Origin of the sequence: Anthropogastromicrobium aceti (genome assembly GCF_020687335.1) — a bacterium.
Taxonomy (GTDB): Bacteria; Bacillota; Clostridia; order Lachnospirales; family Lachnospiraceae; genus Anthropogastromicrobium; species Anthropogastromicrobium aceti.
Map to the genome: position 1 here is coordinate 14,320 of NZ_JAJEQN010000013.1, position 17,463 is coordinate 31,782.

Below are 17,463 nucleotides of genomic sequence, written 5' to 3' on the forward strand. Positions count from 1 at the left end.
CTTATTTACGATTATTTATTTTATTTCAATACAAAACAGTCTTGCCATAAATTCTTTTTCCATCGTAACGGTCAATACATTGCTTTCTTTGCTCCATGAAAACAAAACCTCTGAATATGATGGATAAAGACAGCTGACAGACACTTCTTTATTATTTAACTGTTCGAATGGAATTTCAATGACAGGTTTATTGCCATTTCTTCTCCACACAGCCAGATAAATTTTGTTTTCTGATTGCAGACCAAGACAGGTCCATTCATCATGAAACTGCGATAATCCAATTGGCCAGATCGGAACACTATTTTTGATATCTTTTCGAATAGTTTTGTAAATATCGAGTGCCTCCTTTACCAGATCACGGCGTTCTTGAGTAAGTTCAGCTAAATGACCACTTTGATGAATGCGAAGTAGCATGGCGTTAACCATATTAAAGACAACCTCTTCCCGATCTCCTTCACGAAGTGGATATGACCAAATCGCACTTTGCTCTGGTGTCAATGCAGATGGCGAATTTGCTGCAATAGTACAATAATAACGATAGTCATCCTGATCACTTGTAGACTGAATGCTGTATCGTGATAGCATAGCGTAATCCATACGAAGACCACCTGATGAACAGTTTTCAATTACAAGATCCGGATAGCGTTTAAATACTGCTTCCAGCCATTTTAGATAAGCTCTCTCGTGTGATAACATACCGTCTCCAGCACTATCGGCATGTAAGTCGGTACCAATTCCCGGCTCAATGTTATAGTCCATTTTAATATAGCCAACGCCATACTCTTTAATCAGGCGATCTATCACACTATCTGCATAGGCACGAACTTCTGGATTTCTGTAGTCAAGCTGATATCGACTTCTATCATATACACGTTTTCCATGACGCATGAAAAACCAGTCATCAGGAACCTCCTGTGCCATATGACAATTAATACCCATAACTTCAAGCTCAAGCCATACGCCTGGAATCATTCCCTTACTGCGAATATAATCGGTAATTTCACGTACACCGTTCGGAAAGCGTTTTTTGCTCTCTCTCCAGTCACCAACCGCATCCCACCAATCACCATCTGCATACCAGCCGGCATCAATACAAAAATACTCGCATCCGGCCTCTGCTGCCGCATCTATTAGTGGAAACTCTTCTGCTGCCGTCGGATGCCCCCACAAACAATTCATATAGTCATTAAAGATAATTTTAAGAGATTCATTATCTGTATTTGGACGGCGGATAATACGGCGATATTTTGTCATTGTTCCAACTGCATCATCAAAGCCTTGATCAGTTAGGCTTACAGCAACAGGCACGCTTGTAAAAGTATCTCCTGGTTTTAGATTTTTAAACCAGTGAGAATAAATTTCATTCGGACCAGATGCTGCCAAATAAAGATGACCATTCTGATCTCCAATCTCCCAGTGCCAGGAACCATTATTTTCAATCTGCCAGAGCATACCCGTATGTGTCTGCGTGTTCTCAAGATATCCCATTGGAAGGTGTTCTTTAGCTGACCAGTTTCCAGTATTGCTTACTGTAAGAAGGTTTGAGGAACGCTGATCACACGCTGGCTGAATACGTTCCATACCAAAGTCACAAAGATCATACGTTTTCCAATTGACTTCTTTTTGCCATCCGTTGTGCGGTATGCGAATTTGCAGCTTTTTATCAGCAGGAAGTGATCCTTCCTTGTCAATTCCCTCATAATTAAAAGATGAAATATAGTCTAACACCTGCGTCTGGATGCCTGTGTTTTCAACTATGTTCCAGAATCGAATAATGGAAAGTCCGTCATAAAACTGCATGTAGCTTTTTACTATTACATCTGTTATTTCATCACGCAGAACAAACATCACGATACGGCCGTTTTGATTACGGCCGTCTTCCATAGATTCATAACGCATATGCCAGCCAGGTGCCGTTACAATATATTTGTTTCCATGACGCTCATAGGGACGATCATAACCGGCCAGATTAATTTCAACAAATCTAAAACCATATGATGTAGATCGCGCAATAATATCTTTTTCATTAAATGGCTTTTTCCCAAAATGAAGAAATTTAAAACATTTATCATCAGCAATTTCAAATACGAGAAACAAGCCATTTTCAACAATTTCAATGCGTTCCATTTTTTCCTCCCTGCTGTTTTTTATCAGCTGATTGTTAACAAATCAGAACTCTCCTTTTGCTGCAGATTCGCGTACAGGCTCACATGTCAGATCAACACCAAGGCGCTTAAGTGTCTTACTGTCTACATCGGAAAGCATAACAGAAGTATGCATCTGGCATCCAGACAGCTTTGGCATCTGCTCCATTGCGAGTTTTGCAGTCGGATCTGATGCAGCAGTTACAGAAAGTGCAACTAATACTTCATCGGTGTGAAGACGTGGATTCTTTGCACCAAGATAGCCTGTCTTTAATTTCTGAATTGGTTCAATAACTTCTGGAGAGATCAGATTTCTGTCGTGATCAATCTGTGCTAACTGCTTTAAAGCATTTAAAAGAAGTGCGGCAGAGGCACCAAGAAGATTACTTGTTTTAGAGGTAACGATTGTTCCATCTGGAAGCTCCATTGCAGCAGTAGGAACACCAAGCTTGTTTGCGCGGTCCATGGCAGCTACTGTTACCTTGCGGTCAGCTGGTGTGATTTTTGCCTGCTTCATCAAAAGCTCAATCTTGTACAGCTCATTCTCACCGCCATCCTCTTTTGCAATCTTATTCATGGCTGTGTAATAACGGCGAATAATTTCCATTCTGGATGCTTCACAGCATACCTCATCGTCGATAATACAATTTCCCGCCATGTTGACACCCATATCAGTTGGAGACTTGTAATAGTGATTTTCTCCATAAATGCGCTCGAAGATAGCATTTAAAACAGGGAAAATCTCAATATCACGGTTATAATTTACAGTTGTAACACCATATGCCTCTAAATGGAATGGGTCGATCATGTTAACATCATTCAGATCGGCTGTAGCAGCTTCATAAGCCAGATTTACAGGGTGCTTTAGAGGAATATTCCAGATCGGGAATGTCTCAAACTTAGCATAGCCGGCACGTACTCCGCGTAAATTTTCGTGGTAAAGCTGAGAAAGACATGTTGCCATCTTACCGCTTCCCGGTCCTGGTGCAGTGACAACAACTAGCGGTCTTGTTGTGCGGACATATTCGTTTTTACCAAAACCATCAGGGCTTACAATAAGAGAAACATTTGATGGATAGCCATCAATAAGGTAATGACGGTATACATCAATACCCTTCTTTTCAAGACGCTTCTGGAACTGAACAGCACCTGACTGGCCTGCGAACTGTGTTATCACAACACTTCCAACATACAGACCCTTTTTTTCATATTCTGATATAAGGCGAAGTACATCAACATCATAAGTAATTCCAAGATCACCACGCTTTTTGTTTTTTTCAATATCTGTCGCTGAAATTACAATAACGATCTCAGCCATATCAGACAGCTGCATTAACATCTGAAGCTTACTATCTGGCGCAAATCCCGGAAGAACTCTTGAAGCGTGATAGTCATCAAACAGCTTTCCGCCAAATTCCAGATACAGCTTATCGCCAAACTGGTCAATTCTCTCCTTGATATGTTCTGACTGAATTTTGAGATACTTTTCATTATCAAATCCTATTTTCATTTGTTTTCCTCTATTCTAATATTTGTTAAAAGTCAAAGAGCGACAGCTGATTGGACTCTGGAATATCGCTTAAAATTCCAAGCTCCAAAAGCTTATCACTAACTGTCTGTCCCACTTTGGCGCGCTCTCGAAAATCTTGTCTTGAAAGGAACGCCCCTCCGAGTGCTGCTTCTACAATGGATTCTGCTGCCTTATTTCCAAGACCTTCTATAGAGCTTAATGATGGCATTAGCTTTCCATCAACAATCTGGAATCTTGTTGCCTGTACCTTAAACAAGTCAATTGGTGTAAATTCAAAGCCTCTTACATACATTTCCTGAACAATACGCATATCGTGATAGGAATCCTTCTCCTTTGGTGAAAGCGTGTCCATTCGGCTTTCATAATCAGCCATATGACGTTCTAGTGCTTCTTTGCCCTGACACATCAATTCATATGAAAAGGCAGTGGCACGTATACTAAAGTAGGCAGCATAAAATGCCAGCGGATAAAAGATTTTGCAGTATGCAATTCGCCACATCATCATAACATAAGCTGCGGCATGTGCCTTAGGGAACATGTATTTAATCTTTTTACAAGACCATATATACCAGTCTGGCACATCATGCTCAACCATAGTCTGCTCCCATTCTGGCTGAAGACCCTTTCCTTTTCGAACTGCCTCCATGATCTTAAACGAAAGACCTTTTTCAATGCCCTTGCTGATTAAGTAAACCATGATATCATCTCGCGTACATATAGCAGTTGAAATGGTCGCCTTTTTCTCCTGCAGAAGTGTCTGGGCATTTCCAAGCCATACATCTGTACCATGTGACAAACCCGCAATACGAACTAAATCTGAGAAATGCTGCGGCTGTGTTTCAATTAACATGCCCATAGCAAAGTCAGTGCCAAACTCCGGAAGACCAAGTGCACCAAGCTTACAGCCACCTATATCCTCTGGCTTTATTCCAAGCGCAGATGTGTCCTTAAATAATGACATTACCTCTGGACTGTCGAGCGGAATTTCTCTTGCATCAATTCCTGTTAAATCTTCAAGCATACGGATCATGGTAGGATCATCATGGCCAAGTATGTCAAGCTTTAACAAGTTATGATCAATTGAATGGTAATCAAAGTGTGTTGTTACTGTGCTGGTCGTCATATCATTTGCCGGATGCTGTACTGGTGTGAAGGAGTTAATATCTTCACCGATTGGAAGTACAATTATTCCGCCGGGATGCTGCCCTGATGTTCGTTTTACGCCAGTACAGCCAGTGACAAGGCGGTTAATCTCGCACTCTCGCTTATGTTGGTTATGTTCTTCATAATAATTCTTCACGTAGCCAAATGCTGTTTTTTCTGCCAGTGTACCTACAGTGCCGGCTCTAAAGGTTTGTCCGGCGCCAAAAATAACCTCTGTATAGGCATGAGCCTTACTCTGGTATTCACCAGAGAAGTTTAAGTCAATATCAGGCTCCTTATCACCATAAAAGCCTAGGAATGTCTCGAATGGGATATCATAGCCATCCTTTGCAAGCTTTTCACCGCATACAGGACAAATTTTATCTGGCATATCGCAGCCTGCACCACCACCAAACTTTTTAACTTCCTCCGAATCAAAATCACTGTAATGACATTTCTTGCAGTAATAATGTGGACTTAATGGATTTACCTCTGTAATTCCAGACATAGTTGCAACAAATGATGATCCGACAGAACCACGAGAGCCTACCATGTAACCGTCTTCGTTTGACTTATGAACAAGCTTAACGGCAATCAGATACATAACGGCGAAGCCATTTGAAATGATTGAGTGAAGCTCATGCTCTAAGCGTTCTTCTACTATTGGCGGCAGCGGATCGCCATACATTGAATGTGCCTTTTCATAACACATATTTCTAAGGTCTATATCTGAATTTTCAATAACAGGCGGACATTTATCAGGTCTTACAGGCGCCAGATGATCAATACGATCTGCAATCAGATTCGTATTTGTGACAACTACCTCATATGCCTTATCACTTCCCAAATATTCAAATTCCTTTAGCATTTCTTCTGTTGTTCTGTAATAAAGCGGCGGTTGGAAATCAGCATCCTTAAAGCCTTTACCGCTCATAATAATACGGCGGTAAACCTCATCCTCAGGATTTAAAAAATGCACATCGCATGTTGCGCAGACAGGTTTATCGTAAAGCTCGCCAAGCTGAACAATCTTTTTATTAAGCGCCTCAAGATCTTCTCTTGTCTTATAAGGAGAATCCTCTTCACGCAGCATAAACTCATTGTTTCCTGTAGGCTGAATTTCCAGATAATCATAAAAGGAGACAATTTTTGCAATTTCATCATCGCTCTCTCCTCCTGTGATTGCACGAAACAGCTCGCCAGCCTCACACGCCGATCCAATAATCAGTCCCTCTCTGTATTTCATAATTTCTGAGCGTGGGAATCTCGGTCTTCTGGCAAAATATTTAACATGTGCCATTGAGATCAGACGATACAGATTTATTCGGCCTACTTCATTCGCTGCAAGCAATATGATGTGATACGTAGGCATTCGCATGATTGCCTCTGGTGTCATAACAGCCTTTTCTACAATATCATCAAGTGTTTCAAAGCCTTTCTTCTTAAGCATCGGAAGAAACTTGACAAAAATTTCTGCTGTTGCCCCGGCATCATCTACTGCCCTATGATGATTCTCAAGTGAAACATGAAGCTCTTTTGCAACAGTATCAAGCTTAAAACGTCCAAGATGCGGCAGAAGAAAACGTGCCAGTCCAACTGTATCAACGTAAGTTGGAGGAAATTCAATGCCAAGCTGCTCTGCATTATAGCGGATAAAGCTTGTATCAAAGGACGCATTATGCGCTACAAGGACACAGCCTTCGCAAAAGCTCAAAAATTTAGGAAGAATTTCCTCTACGCCTGGTGCATCACAAACCATAGCATCATTGATTCCGGTTAGTCGTTCAATCGTAAACGGAATAGGAACACGCGGATTGATGAACTCAGAAAAGCGGTCTGTAATCTCACCATTTATCACCTTTACAGCACCAATCTCAATGATTTTATTTTTAGATGGGTGAAATCCTGTTGTCTCAATATCAAATACAACATATGAAGCATCAAGAGAAGCACCGTTACTATTTACAACGATTTCCTTTAAGTCATCGACTAAGTATCCCTCGCAGCCAAAGATCAGCTTAAAATCATCATCCTTTGACAATGCATGTGCAGCTTCCGGGAAAGCATACGCACAGCCATGATCTGTTATGGCAAGAGCAGTGTGTCCCCAGCCCTTTGCTGTTTTTACAAGCGCTTGCGCATCAGATACAGCATCCATCTCTGAGGACTTTGTATGGCAGTGAAGTTCAACTCGTTTTACAAGAGCGTGATCTTCGCGTTTTTCTTCCTTCCATTCCGCACGCTTTATACCTGATACAGAGGAAATCGTTACTTCATGGTCAAACTTATCCATCATGGCGATGCCCTTAACAGTTACAGCCTTGCCAACAGCCACATCCTTTTTTAATTCGGCTAAAAACTCATTTGGAACAAAGATTTTTGCCATGATCGTATCTGTGTAATCAGTTACAGCAAAGGAAATGATAGTTTTCTCGCCATTTCTAAGCTCACGCTCAGTTACAGCAATAATCTTTCCATTTATGACAACTTCTCCGATCTCCTCCTGAATCTCAACAATTTTCATTGGTGTGACATCCTCAAAATTGCGTCCATATACCATGTTTGGATCGTCTGAACGAAGAGGACGCTTGGCGCTGTATCCGCCTTTATTACCCTTGTTATAGGATGATTTTTGAAAATTGCCGCCTGGAATTTCGCGCGGTGTCTGAACGTTTTTTTCGCCAGCTGATTTGGCAGCTTTTGAGGGATCTCCTTTTCTAAGAGTAGTTTTTTCACTGCCTTTTTTCGTATCAGCAGAGGCTGTATCAATAAATTCATCCTCTTTCTCTTTGGAAGCCACGCTGTTGGCCTTCATGATACGTGCGATAGCCTGTGCCTCTGCGCGCTTTTTTTCTTCCTCAATTGCTGTTGTATCACGCTCTTTAAATGATACTGCTACAGGAATTGATATTGCACAGCGGTCATAAAAAACCATCTGAATCCATTCACGCAGCTCGCCAGCACGATTTCTAGCCCAAAGACTATCCTCTAATGTAAGCAAAAGAGAATCATCATCAGCTACCTTCCAGTCAGCGCGCATCAAAATATGATAATCCAGATCACTTCGACGCTTAATTTCTGCAAATAAACTGTCCTTATAGACATCAACAAGATATGACGGTGTGTATTGTTCTGACAGTGAAAAAGATTCAAATATACGAATCTTCATATCACCATCAGGAAACATCTGCTTTTCAATTTTAGATTCCACCGCATAAATCTGCGGCTTTGAAATCAGACGGCGACAAAGCAGATAGACATGAATCGCCGTCCGGTCACGATTATATTTTAATGCAGTTACTTCTGCAAATTCAAACAGATCCTTCAGCTCATCTTCTAGGATAAGCGCTGGAAATGTTTCAAAAAAGCGCTTTGCCATGAAAGTTCCTTTCTGAATTATTATGCCTGCCAGTTATCCAATTCTTCCTTTAATCCGGCAAGCAGCTCCTCTTCCGGAAGCTTTCGGATGATTTCACCCTTTTTTATGATAACACCGCAGCCAAGACCTCCTGCAATGCCAAGATCAGCTTCCTTTGCCTCACCTGGACCATTTACAACACAGCCCATAACAGCAACCTTAATATCATATGGATAACGGCTGACAAGCGTTTCTGCCTCATTTGCCAGACGAATCAGATCAATCTGTGTACGTCCGCAGGTTGGACAGGATACAATCTCTGCACCACCCTTTCGAATACCAAGTGTCTTTAAAATGATCTTAGCTGAACGAATCTCTTCAACAGGGTCACCAGTCAGTGATACGCGGATGGTATTTCCAATTCCCTGATTTAAAATTAATGCTAGACCAATAGAGGACTTAATATTTCCTGAAATAATTGTTCCAGCCTCCGTGATGCCCACATGAAGCGGGTAAGGTGTTTTATCGGCAATTAATTCATGCGCTTTTACGCACATCATAACATCCGATGATTTAATGCTGATGACAAGCTGATCATAACCAAACTGTTCAATCATTGCCACCTTTTCAAGAGCACTCTCTACCAGACCCTCTGCCGTCACGCCATTATATTTTTCAATATATTTTTTTTCAAGAGAACCACTATTAACACCGACACGGATAGGAACATGATATTCCTTTGCCTTCTCGACAACAGCACGCACACGCTCATCACTTCCGATATTTCCAGGATTAATGCGAATCTTATCAGCACCATTTTCCATAGCGGCAATTGCCAGCCTGTAATCAAAATGAATATCGGCTACTAACGGAATATGAATACGCTTTTTAATCTCACCAATTGCCTTTGCCGCCTCCATATCAGGCACTGTACAGCGAACAATCTCGCAGCCAGCATCTTCAAGACGAAGAATCTGTTCAACAGTTGCATCAACATCCTGTGTCTTTGTATTTGTCATAGACTGAATCAAAATAGGATAACTGCCGCCAATCACACGGTCTCCTATTCGTATTTCTTTTGTAAGTTCTCGAATTTGCTTTGTATTTTGTTCCATTTTTACCCCTCACATATAAATGATTCCTCACTGGAAAATCTTTATAATATCGCTAAACAAAATGAATATCATAAAAATGAAGAGGAAAATAATTCCTGCGATATGAACGATTGCCTCTTTTTCTTTTGGCACCGGCTTGCCACGCACTGCTTCAATTAGTAAAAACAGTAATCTTCCGCCGTCTAATGCCGGAATCGGAAGCAGATTCATGACGCCTAAGTTGGCACTGATCATGACAACAAAATTTGCAAGCGTTAAAAACATCGTCATCGCACGGTCTGAAAACGATTCATCGGCCATAGAGGTATTGACCTCTTCAACCATATCATTTACTGTAGTCGCAATGCCAACAGGACCAGAAAAGCTCGTCATCGGAAGGTCTCCGGTAAATATCATACCAAGACTTTTGATTACCGTAACAACGTTATATTTCACCTCGTAAAGACCATATTGGAGTGTCTCATACCATTTTAATCCATAGCGAGCACCAGAGTAAATACCCATGTAATACGTATTATTTGCCTCGTCATACTTTGGAACAAGTGTTGTTTCATGAGTCTGGTTATCTCTTACATAAGTAACGTCAAGTGATTTGCCAGGGTTCATTGCCATATAGATCTGAATTTCACGAAACAAATGGACACGTGAGCCATTCACTGAGGTGATTAAATCGCCTTTCTCAAGACCTGCCTCCTGTGCAGGATACTTATCAATAACTCCCTGCACATATGGCTTGTCGCTTCCGGCAAAACCGATCACAATAACAGCAAGCACAAAGGCAAGCAAAAAATTAAAGATTGGTCCTGCTGCAATAATTGAAATACGTGCCCAGACATTCTTCTCAGCAAGACTATGCGCCTTGTCTGTAATTTCTTCTGCGTCCGGATCAACTATTCCATTGTCATCCCCCAGCATCAGGCAGGAGCCGCCAAAAGGTATCCATTTAAGAGAATATCGTGTTCCCTTATGAACAGTGCTCAAAAGTCTCGGTCCCATGCCAATTGAAAACTCAATTACCCCTACCCCGTTCTTTTTTGCAAGAAGGAAATGGCCAAATTCATGGATGAATACAACCAATCCGATAATTAAAAAAAGTGCAATAATGCTGAATGGATTCATACTTTCCTCTTTCTTTTCGTACTAGTTTCTTACCCTGTTGTAATCTATGCCAACGCTGACTGTAAAAATTCGTATACAGCTGCCTCAGTCTCTAAAATGTTGTCGACATTCGGATTTTGAACAAAGCCAACATGATCAAGAGAGGCTTCAATTGCCTCAATAATGCCCGGATATGACAATTTGTGATCAAGAAAACGGCTGACAGCAAACTCATTAGCTGCGTTGTATATTGTTGGTCTGTTTCCACCTTCTTTTCCAACTTTATAAGCAAGTGCCAGTCCAGGGAAGTTTTCAAAATCAGGTGCAAAGAAGCTGATGCTTCCAAGTTCTGCAAAATCGAGGCGTTTTCCAGGAAGATATCTTCTGTCTGGATATGTCAGTGCTAACTGAATAGGAAGCTTCATATCAGGTGTGCCAAGCTGGGCAATAATAGCACCATCCTCAAACTGTACCATTGAATGGATAACAGACTGCGGCTGGATCACAACCTGAACCTGATCATATTCAACGCCAAAAAGCCACTTTGCTTCCATGACCTCTAATCCCTTATTTACCATGGTAGAAGAATCAATTGTAATCTTTCTTCCCATTACCCAGTTAGGATGCTTTAATGCATCCTCAGGGCGAATATTTTTCATCTGTTCTTTCGTCCATCCACGGAACGGTCCGCCAGATGCTGTCAGAAGAATTTTATCAATCTTGTGACCAGTTGATCCTTCTGGAGAGCTTCCCATAAGTGACTGGAAAATAGCAGAATGCTCACTGTCTACTGGAAGCAGGCGCACTCCATACTGCTTGATCATTGGAATAATCAGATGACCGGCAGTGACAAGTGTTTCCTTATTTGCAAGTGCGATATCCTTGCCTGCCTTAATAGCTGCTATAGTCGGACGTATTCCAATCATTCCGACAACTGCAGTAACAACAATCTGTGTTTCCGGGAATGCAGCTGCCTCAATAAGACCATCCATTCCGCTTACAATCGTTACATCAAGGTCGGCAACAGCCTGTTTTAATAGTTTTGCCGCATCTTCTTTATAAACACATACAAGCTTTGGATGAAATTCGCGAATCTGCTTTTCAAGCAGTTCAACATTACTTCCGGCGGCTAACACAGTTGCTTCCATATCTGGCTGGCTGCGAATAACCTCTAAGCTTTGTGTTCCAATAGAACCGGTAGATCCTAAAATGGCAATTTTTTTCATTATAAAAACCTGCCTTTCTTCGTTAATTATTCTTCGCTTACGCAATACGCTGAAGTAGCGTTACGAGAATGTAGATTAACGGTGCTGTAAAAATAATACTGTCAAAACGATCCATGATTCCGCCGTGTCCCGGAATCAGATTTCCATAATCCTTAATCTGGTACTGGCGTTTGATCGCAGAAGCGGAAAGATCTCCAAACATAGAGATAAAGCCGCCGCATGCACCAATAATAGCACAAAAAACAGCCGGATTTGAAAATTCAGTCAGACTTGTCTTGAAAATTGTTCCATAAAGCGCACCAATTAATGCACTTCCTATAATTCCGCCGACTGCACCCTCGATTGATTTTTTTGGACTTAATACAGGTGTCATTTTATGTTTTCCAATCGCACGTCCAACTAAATATGCACATGTATCACAACCCCATGCGCTGATAAAGATCAGCCATACTGTGTAGGCACCATCATTGCTTATTCTTGTTTGGAAAATAAATGACATCATCAATGCCACATATACCATTCCAAATGTTGCTTTTGCAATCTCTTCTGCCGTGAATTTTGGATAAGTAGCCACATATGAGACCATCATTGCCAAAAATCCTAAGACAAGTATAAGAACAACAAGATCATTTTTTCCTGCCAGAATGACAGATTCTATTCCGATTGCTGTCAGATAACCAACAAGCGCAGAAATCTTTTTTTCCATCTGAAAAACACGGTACAGCTCATACATGCCAACCAGGCTGATCAGAAGCATAAATAAATACAGAAGCGGGCCCGAGGCGATGATTGCACACATAGTCACTGCCAACAGCACAATTCCGCTGATTGTTCTTGTAATAAACATAAATTTTTATGCCTTTCTGTAAGTAAAATGTTATATAAATCTTATTTGGTAAGACGACCTCCATAACGGCGCTCACGCTTTCCAAATGAATCTACTGCCTTTTGTAGCTCTTCCTTGTTAAAATCAGGCCACAAAACATCTGTCACATAAATTTCTGTGTAAGCCAGCTGCCAGAGCAAGAAATTTGATAGACGAAGCTCACCGCTTGTGCGAATTAAAAGATCTGGATCTGGCATATCTGCAGTATCCAGATAAGAGCCAATTGTCTGCTCCGTAATAGCTGTAGGCTCGAGCTTTCCTGCTTTCACATCCTCTGCCATGCGAATCATTCCGCGGCGCATCTCGTCTCTTGCACCATAGTTGATCGCAATGGCAAATACCATGCGTGTATTATTTCTTGTCTCATACTCAAGCTTATTTAAACCCTTCACCAGATCTGGTGCAAAGCGGCTTCGCTCTCCTATAATTTTAACACGTACATTCTCCTCTTCGGCTACCTTTAAAAGCTTTTTAATGTAAAAGCCCATAAGAACCATAAGCGCCGAAACCTCTTCCTCAGAGCGCTTCCAGTTTTCAGTGGAAAACGCATAAACAGTCAAATAGCCAATACCAAGATCAGCTGCATCGCGCACAGTTTGCTCTAGTACCTTACAGCCTTCTGCATGACCCATTTTTCGCGGAAGCTTTCTGCGCTCAGCCCATCTGCCGTTTCCGTCCATAATGATCGCGACATGACGCGGAATCTTTTTTTGTTCATCCATATGAGTACCTCACAGGTATAATCTTATTCTATCTTGTTACACAAAACAGGACAGGCAAAACGCCTGCCCTGAAACTTTCTTATTATTAGACAGTCATGATTTCCTTTGATTTATTCTCAACACTCTTGTCTATCTTTGCAACATATTTGTCTGTCATCTTCTGGATTTTCTCTTCGCCTTCCTTGCGCTCATCCTCAGTAATGTCAGTTGACTTTTCCATCTTCTTTAAGGTATCGTTTGCATCACGGCGAACATTGCGGACAGCAACCTTTGCAGCCTCACCCTTCTTCTTAATGTCCTTTACTAATTCCTTACGTCTTTCCTCTGTAAGCTCTGGGAATACAAGGCGAATGCTTGTACCATCATTTGTTGGTGTGATTCCAAGATCAGATGCCAGAATAGCTTTCTCGATAGCCTTTAACAGACTCTTCTCCCACGGATTGATCTGGATGATTCTCGGCTCCGGAACTGAAATATTTCCTACCTGCTGCATAGGAGTTGGAGTTCCATAATATTCAACCATAATTCTGTTTAACAGATTTGGATTTGCACGTCCTGCACGGATATTGGAAAACTCGCCATCCAGATTTTCGCAGGTTTTTGTCATCTTCTCTTCACATTTTTTAATAACTTCCTTCATAGTTACGCTCCTTCGGTTTTATGATTTTTAAATTTTTACATTTTCAGGCTGTTACATGAGTTCCTGTAATCTTGCCGTTTAATGCATTTGCAATGCTATTTTCTTCGTTTAAGCCAAATACAGCAAGCGGCATATGGTTTTCCATACACATGATAGATGCCGTCATATCAATAACAGCAAGGCGCTTATCTACGACCTCTTTAATAGTTACGGTATCATACTTGACAGCATCTGGATTCTTTGCCGGATCACTATCATAAACACCGTCGATTGCCTTTGCAAGAAGAATAACGTCTGCCTCCATCTCAATAGCACGCAGTACAACACCAGTGTCAGTAGAAAAATATGGATGTCCGGTACCGCCTGCAAAGAAAACAACCTTTCCCTGTGCAAGTGCTTCATTTGCTGCATCCTTAGAAAACAGCTTTGTAAAGGTGCTGCAGGCAAATGGTGTGAAGATTTCAGTCTTCATGCCTGTGGTACGGAAGATTTCAGATACATAGATACAGTTCATAACAGTTGCTAACATACCAATCTGGTCTGCCTTTGGTCGATCAATTGCGTTGCTGGAACGGCCTCTCCAGAAGTTTCCGCCGCCAATTACAATTGCAACCTGTACGCCCTGGTCAACTGACAGTTTTACCTGTCTTGCAACGTCCTTTACAACTTCTTCATCAAAACCAGTCTTTTTTTCACCAGCTAATGCTTCTCCGCTGAGCTTAAGCATAACTCTGCGCTGTTTTTCCATGTTTGTCTCGTCCTTTCTGTGGGTTGTATCTTTGGTTATCGTTTCACCCAGATACATATATCAGTATCTTACCATACAGACTTTTAAAAATCAACTAAAATATGCGAATGGGCGTCTGGTGAACTGTAGTAATATGCAACCCGGAAGTTTTATGAAAGCGATTAGAAGTGTAGCAGTGTAACCCGGAAGTTTTACCGAAAGGTGCTTCGACGAATGACTTTGTCGACGGGCCCAATTGATTTATTGTTAAAGAGAAAGCCATGGATGATGCAAAAATCAGCATTGTCCATGGCTTAACTATTGTTTGCTTTAATGTCAAGAATATTGTTTCAAAAATATGTTTTGCAATATACCAGAGATTGTTTCAAAAACTGTTCCAATATATTGAGATCACGATACATTCCGTGGTTGCAGTGCGGGAACTCAAAATAATCGTATTGTACGCCATTTTCCTCCAATGCGGAAACCAGCTTGTATTTCAATTTCCCCGGCACAAGGTGGTCTTTCAGTCCATATCCCATCAGAGTAGGAACAGAGTTTTCACTCACAAGCCTTGCCGGTGAAATCATATCTACATACTGCTTATATTCGCCGCTGTGGATGGCTTTCTCTGTAATATCCACGCCTGTCATCATAGAAAGAAATTCTGCATCAGTATCAAGATTGTCGACCTTTTTCAGAATATTCCAATCGTCGGGTTCGAAATCAGCAGGTGCGGCAAGCTGGAACACAAATTTTACAGGTATGGCAGATGAATCTGCACAAGTGTAGGCATAATTCATCGCCAGCGTTCCACCGGCTGAAACACCACAGGTTGCCATACCATCAAGGGTGTATCCGAGTTCTATGCATTTTTCATTTATTGCATTTACACATTCTTTGATTTCCGTGTTCATTCTCACAAGGCTTGCGTCCTCTTGAACAGTTTGCAAAGAATAGTCAAGTGAAGCCGTAATATAGCCCTTTGAAGCGTAGTATTTACACCAAACCTCGCCGTCCTCTTTGGTTCCTGAATTAAAACTGCCGCCGTGGATATAGAGAATGAGCTGCTGTGCTTTTCCTTTATCAATGTTGGAAGGAACATACAAATCGTATTTATGTCCATAATCATTTTCGTAGTTCAGGTCGCTGTAAACTGTTCCGATGGTATCATCCCATTGAACCAGCAGAAGTTTCATCGGTGCAGAACCGAGCATATTTACCCTCACTAAAGCACTGATTACGAATACGACAACAAACAGTATGCACCACAGTAATATTTTTGTTCTTTTCTTCATACCACCACCGCCTTATATCAGATTGTCAAGAAGCAATTCCCCGACAATCGCACCGAGTATAGCAGCTATGATAATTACAGCAACGGTAATCCCGATGTTGATGAATAGTTTCTTTCTATTTTTATCCATATAATTCCCTCTTATCATTCGTCCGGCTTGAGAAAGCCCAATATATCGGATATTGCCTGCTCTCTGTGCTTTGCATTAAAGAAAATGTGTCCTGCCCCGGAAATGGTAACAAGCTTTGCAAAAGCATCACTTTCTTCATACACCGACAGAGCCTTTTCGGAGCCGGATATATTTACAAGATTGTCGTTTTTCCATTTCGTTTATTATGTAATTTCTCCAATTATTTTACTGGCATATACTTGTCAAGATATTCTTCCATTTTCTGATTATACAGAAGAAATTCCTTGTTATCATTCTGCAAGCCATGTCCGGAATGTTCGCAGACAATATATTCGTGCGGCACATTATGTTCCGTCAAAGCCTGATCCAGACGAACGGATGCCTCAAAAGATTGCACCTTGTCATATTTTCCGTATGCCAAAACAGATGGAACTGTGTTTTCGTCAATCCACAAAAGAGCAGAAATGTCCTTGCTTGCTTCATCATATTCCGGTGTGCCGAACATATCAGATATAATTTCTTTTCCTGCCATAACACTGAACAGACCTGCCGCAGCTTCCTTGCTTTCCTCCGTATTCTTATCCAAGCCGTAGCAACCCCAGTCCTCCGGATAGAAGCTGGAGGGACCGACAGCACCGAACACCATTCTTACAGGAACAGGAGAAAGTTCTGCATCTCTGTACGCATAAAGCATGGCAAGACAATGACCTGCCGACCCACCGCCGATGGACATCTCATCGATATGATAGCCGAGTTTTTCCGATTCTGCAATGACTACGGGCATACTCTCTTTGATTTCGATTGACTGGGAATAAACGCTTGCTTCCGTATGTGCTTCGTCACGCAATGTATAGTTAATTCCTGCTGCGACATAGCCTTTGGAACACAGCCATTTTAGGATTTGTTCATCGCCGGATTTATCACCGGCAGTAAATCCGCCTGCGTGGAGATAAACCACCAACCCGTAACTTTCTTTCGTATTGTCCGCCGGAACATAGAGGTCGAATTTGTTGGCATCCATTTCTCCGTATGAAATGTCCTTATAAACTGTGCCGACAGACTCGTTCCACTCTGCCGTAAAATCTTTCGTCCAGGACGGCTGGACAAACTTGCTTGCCACACCTATTCCTGCTGCGGCAATAAAAACACCGATATAAATAAATGTCCACATAATCCTTCGACCTTTCTTTGCCTTTTCTGTTTTATTCTCTTCTTTCATCATAAGATGTTACCCCAAAACATAGTGCCACCCATTAAGAGATTCATAAATCCTCGTACTGCTAATCTGCCGAGAACAATACCAACAATAATTAGTATAGCTAAAATAATCAACCGCTTTGTCATAATAGACATGATTTTTTCTCCTTGCTTTATTCACCATTGACACAACATTTGTTACACCATATAATATACAGCAGAACGAGGAAAAGATAAAGTCACAATCAT

Annotated in this window: 13 protein-coding genes; all 13 read right to left on the bottom strand. The window is 41.4% G+C overall.

Going from position 1 to position 17,463, the window contains the following annotated elements:
* Positions 1-15 precede the first annotated feature (15 nt).
* The gene (locus tag LKD48_RS06685; protein ID WP_308731555.1) at positions 16-2,127 is read right to left on the bottom strand and encodes a glycoside hydrolase family 36 protein; all 2,112 of its coding nucleotides are present in this window, start codon (positions 2,125-2,127) and stop codon (positions 16-18) included.
* Between the two features lie 42 nt (positions 2,128-2,169).
* Complete coding sequence (locus LKD48_RS06690; protein ID WP_227100473.1) at positions 2,170-3,654, bottom strand: DUF1846 domain-containing protein; 1,485 nt, start codon at positions 3,652-3,654, stop codon at positions 2,170-2,172.
* A 25-nt stretch (positions 3,655-3,679) separates the two neighbouring features.
* The gene (locus tag LKD48_RS06695; protein WP_308731557.1) at positions 3,680-8,197 is read right to left on the bottom strand and encodes a PolC-type DNA polymerase III; all 4,518 of its coding nucleotides are present in this window, start codon (positions 8,195-8,197) and stop codon (positions 3,680-3,682) included.
* A 20-nt stretch (positions 8,198-8,217) separates the two neighbouring features.
* Entirely contained in the window at positions 8,218-9,291 is a 1,074-nt protein-coding gene (ispG, locus tag LKD48_RS06700) for a flavodoxin-dependent (E)-4-hydroxy-3-methylbut-2-enyl-diphosphate synthase (RefSeq protein WP_308731558.1), read from the bottom strand.
* 27 nt (positions 9,292-9,318) lie between these two features.
* The gene (locus LKD48_RS06705; protein ID WP_118612817.1) at positions 9,319-10,410 is read right to left on the bottom strand and encodes a M50 family metallopeptidase; all 1,092 of its coding nucleotides are present in this window, start codon (positions 10,408-10,410) and stop codon (positions 9,319-9,321) included.
* Positions 10,411-10,454: 44 nt separating this feature from the next.
* Positions 10,455-11,615 (bottom strand): 1-deoxy-D-xylulose-5-phosphate reductoisomerase, encoded by a 1,161-nt coding sequence (locus LKD48_RS06710; RefSeq protein ID WP_227100470.1) that lies wholly within the window; start codon positions 11,613-11,615, stop codon positions 10,455-10,457.
* A 37-nt stretch (positions 11,616-11,652) separates the two neighbouring features.
* Positions 11,653-12,462, bottom strand: coding sequence for a phosphatidate cytidylyltransferase (locus LKD48_RS06715; RefSeq protein WP_308731559.1), 810 nt, complete (start codon positions 12,460-12,462; stop codon positions 11,653-11,655).
* Positions 12,463-12,503: 41 nt separating this feature from the next.
* Complete coding sequence (locus LKD48_RS06720; protein ID WP_308731560.1) at positions 12,504-13,223, bottom strand: undecaprenyl pyrophosphate synthase; 720 nt, start codon at positions 13,221-13,223, stop codon at positions 12,504-12,506.
* Positions 13,224-13,308: 85 nt separating this feature from the next.
* Complete coding sequence (gene frr, locus LKD48_RS06725; protein ID WP_118612821.1) at positions 13,309-13,863, bottom strand: ribosome recycling factor; 555 nt, start codon at positions 13,861-13,863, stop codon at positions 13,309-13,311.
* Between the two features lie 43 nt (positions 13,864-13,906).
* On the bottom strand, positions 13,907-14,611 hold the full coding sequence (gene pyrH / locus LKD48_RS06730) for a UMP kinase (RefSeq protein ID WP_066561863.1): 705 nt from the start codon (positions 14,609-14,611) through the stop codon (positions 13,907-13,909).
* 329 nt (positions 14,612-14,940) lie between these two features.
* Complete coding sequence (locus tag LKD48_RS06735; protein ID WP_082868646.1) at positions 14,941-15,888, bottom strand: alpha/beta hydrolase; 948 nt, start codon at positions 15,886-15,888, stop codon at positions 14,941-14,943.
* A 143-nt stretch (positions 15,889-16,031) separates the two neighbouring features.
* Positions 16,032-16,160, bottom strand: a complete 129-nt coding sequence (locus LKD48_RS06740) for a hypothetical protein (protein WP_308731561.1) — start codon at positions 16,158-16,160, stop codon at positions 16,032-16,034.
* 77 nt (positions 16,161-16,237) lie between these two features.
* Positions 16,238-17,188, bottom strand: coding sequence for an alpha/beta hydrolase (locus tag LKD48_RS06745; protein ID WP_308731562.1), 951 nt, complete (start codon positions 17,186-17,188; stop codon positions 16,238-16,240).
* Positions 17,189-17,463 lie beyond the last annotated feature (275 nt).

Bases quoted from the DNA above. Each gene is read 5' to 3' on its own strand.
- LKD48_RS06685 (WP_308731555.1), bottom strand. From the start codon at position 2,127: ATGGAACGCATTGAAATTGTTGAAAATGGCTTGTTTCTCGTATTTGAA.
- LKD48_RS06690 (WP_227100473.1), bottom strand. From the start codon at position 3,654: ATGAAAATAGGATTTGATAATGAAAAGTATCTCAAAATTCAGTCAGAA.
- LKD48_RS06695 (WP_308731557.1), bottom strand. From the start codon at position 8,197: ATGGCAAAGCGCTTTTTTGAAACATTTCCAGCGCTTATCCTAGAAGAT.
- ispG (WP_308731558.1), bottom strand. From the start codon at position 9,291: ATGGAACAAAATACAAAGCAAATTCGAGAACTTACAAAAGAAATACGA.
- LKD48_RS06705 (WP_118612817.1), bottom strand. From the start codon at position 10,410: ATGAATCCATTCAGCATTATTGCACTTTTTTTAATTATCGGATTGGTT.
- LKD48_RS06710 (WP_227100470.1), bottom strand. From the start codon at position 11,615: ATGAAAAAAATTGCCATTTTAGGATCTACCGGTTCTATTGGAACACAA.
- LKD48_RS06715 (WP_308731559.1), bottom strand. From the start codon at position 12,462: ATGTTTATTACAAGAACAATCAGCGGAATTGTGCTGTTGGCAGTGACT.
- LKD48_RS06720 (WP_308731560.1), bottom strand. From the start codon at position 13,223: ATGGATGAACAAAAAAAGATTCCGCGTCATGTCGCGATCATTATGGAC.
- frr (WP_118612821.1), bottom strand. From the start codon at position 13,863: ATGAAGGAAGTTATTAAAAAATGTGAAGAGAAGATGACAAAAACCTGC.
- pyrH (WP_066561863.1), bottom strand. From the start codon at position 14,611: ATGGAAAAACAGCGCAGAGTTATGCTTAAGCTCAGCGGAGAAGCATTA.
- LKD48_RS06735 (WP_082868646.1), bottom strand. From the start codon at position 15,888: ATGAAGAAAAGAACAAAAATATTACTGTGGTGCATACTGTTTGTTGTC.
- LKD48_RS06745 (WP_308731562.1), bottom strand. From the start codon at position 17,188: ATGTGGACATTTATTTATATCGGTGTTTTTATTGCCGCAGCAGGAATA.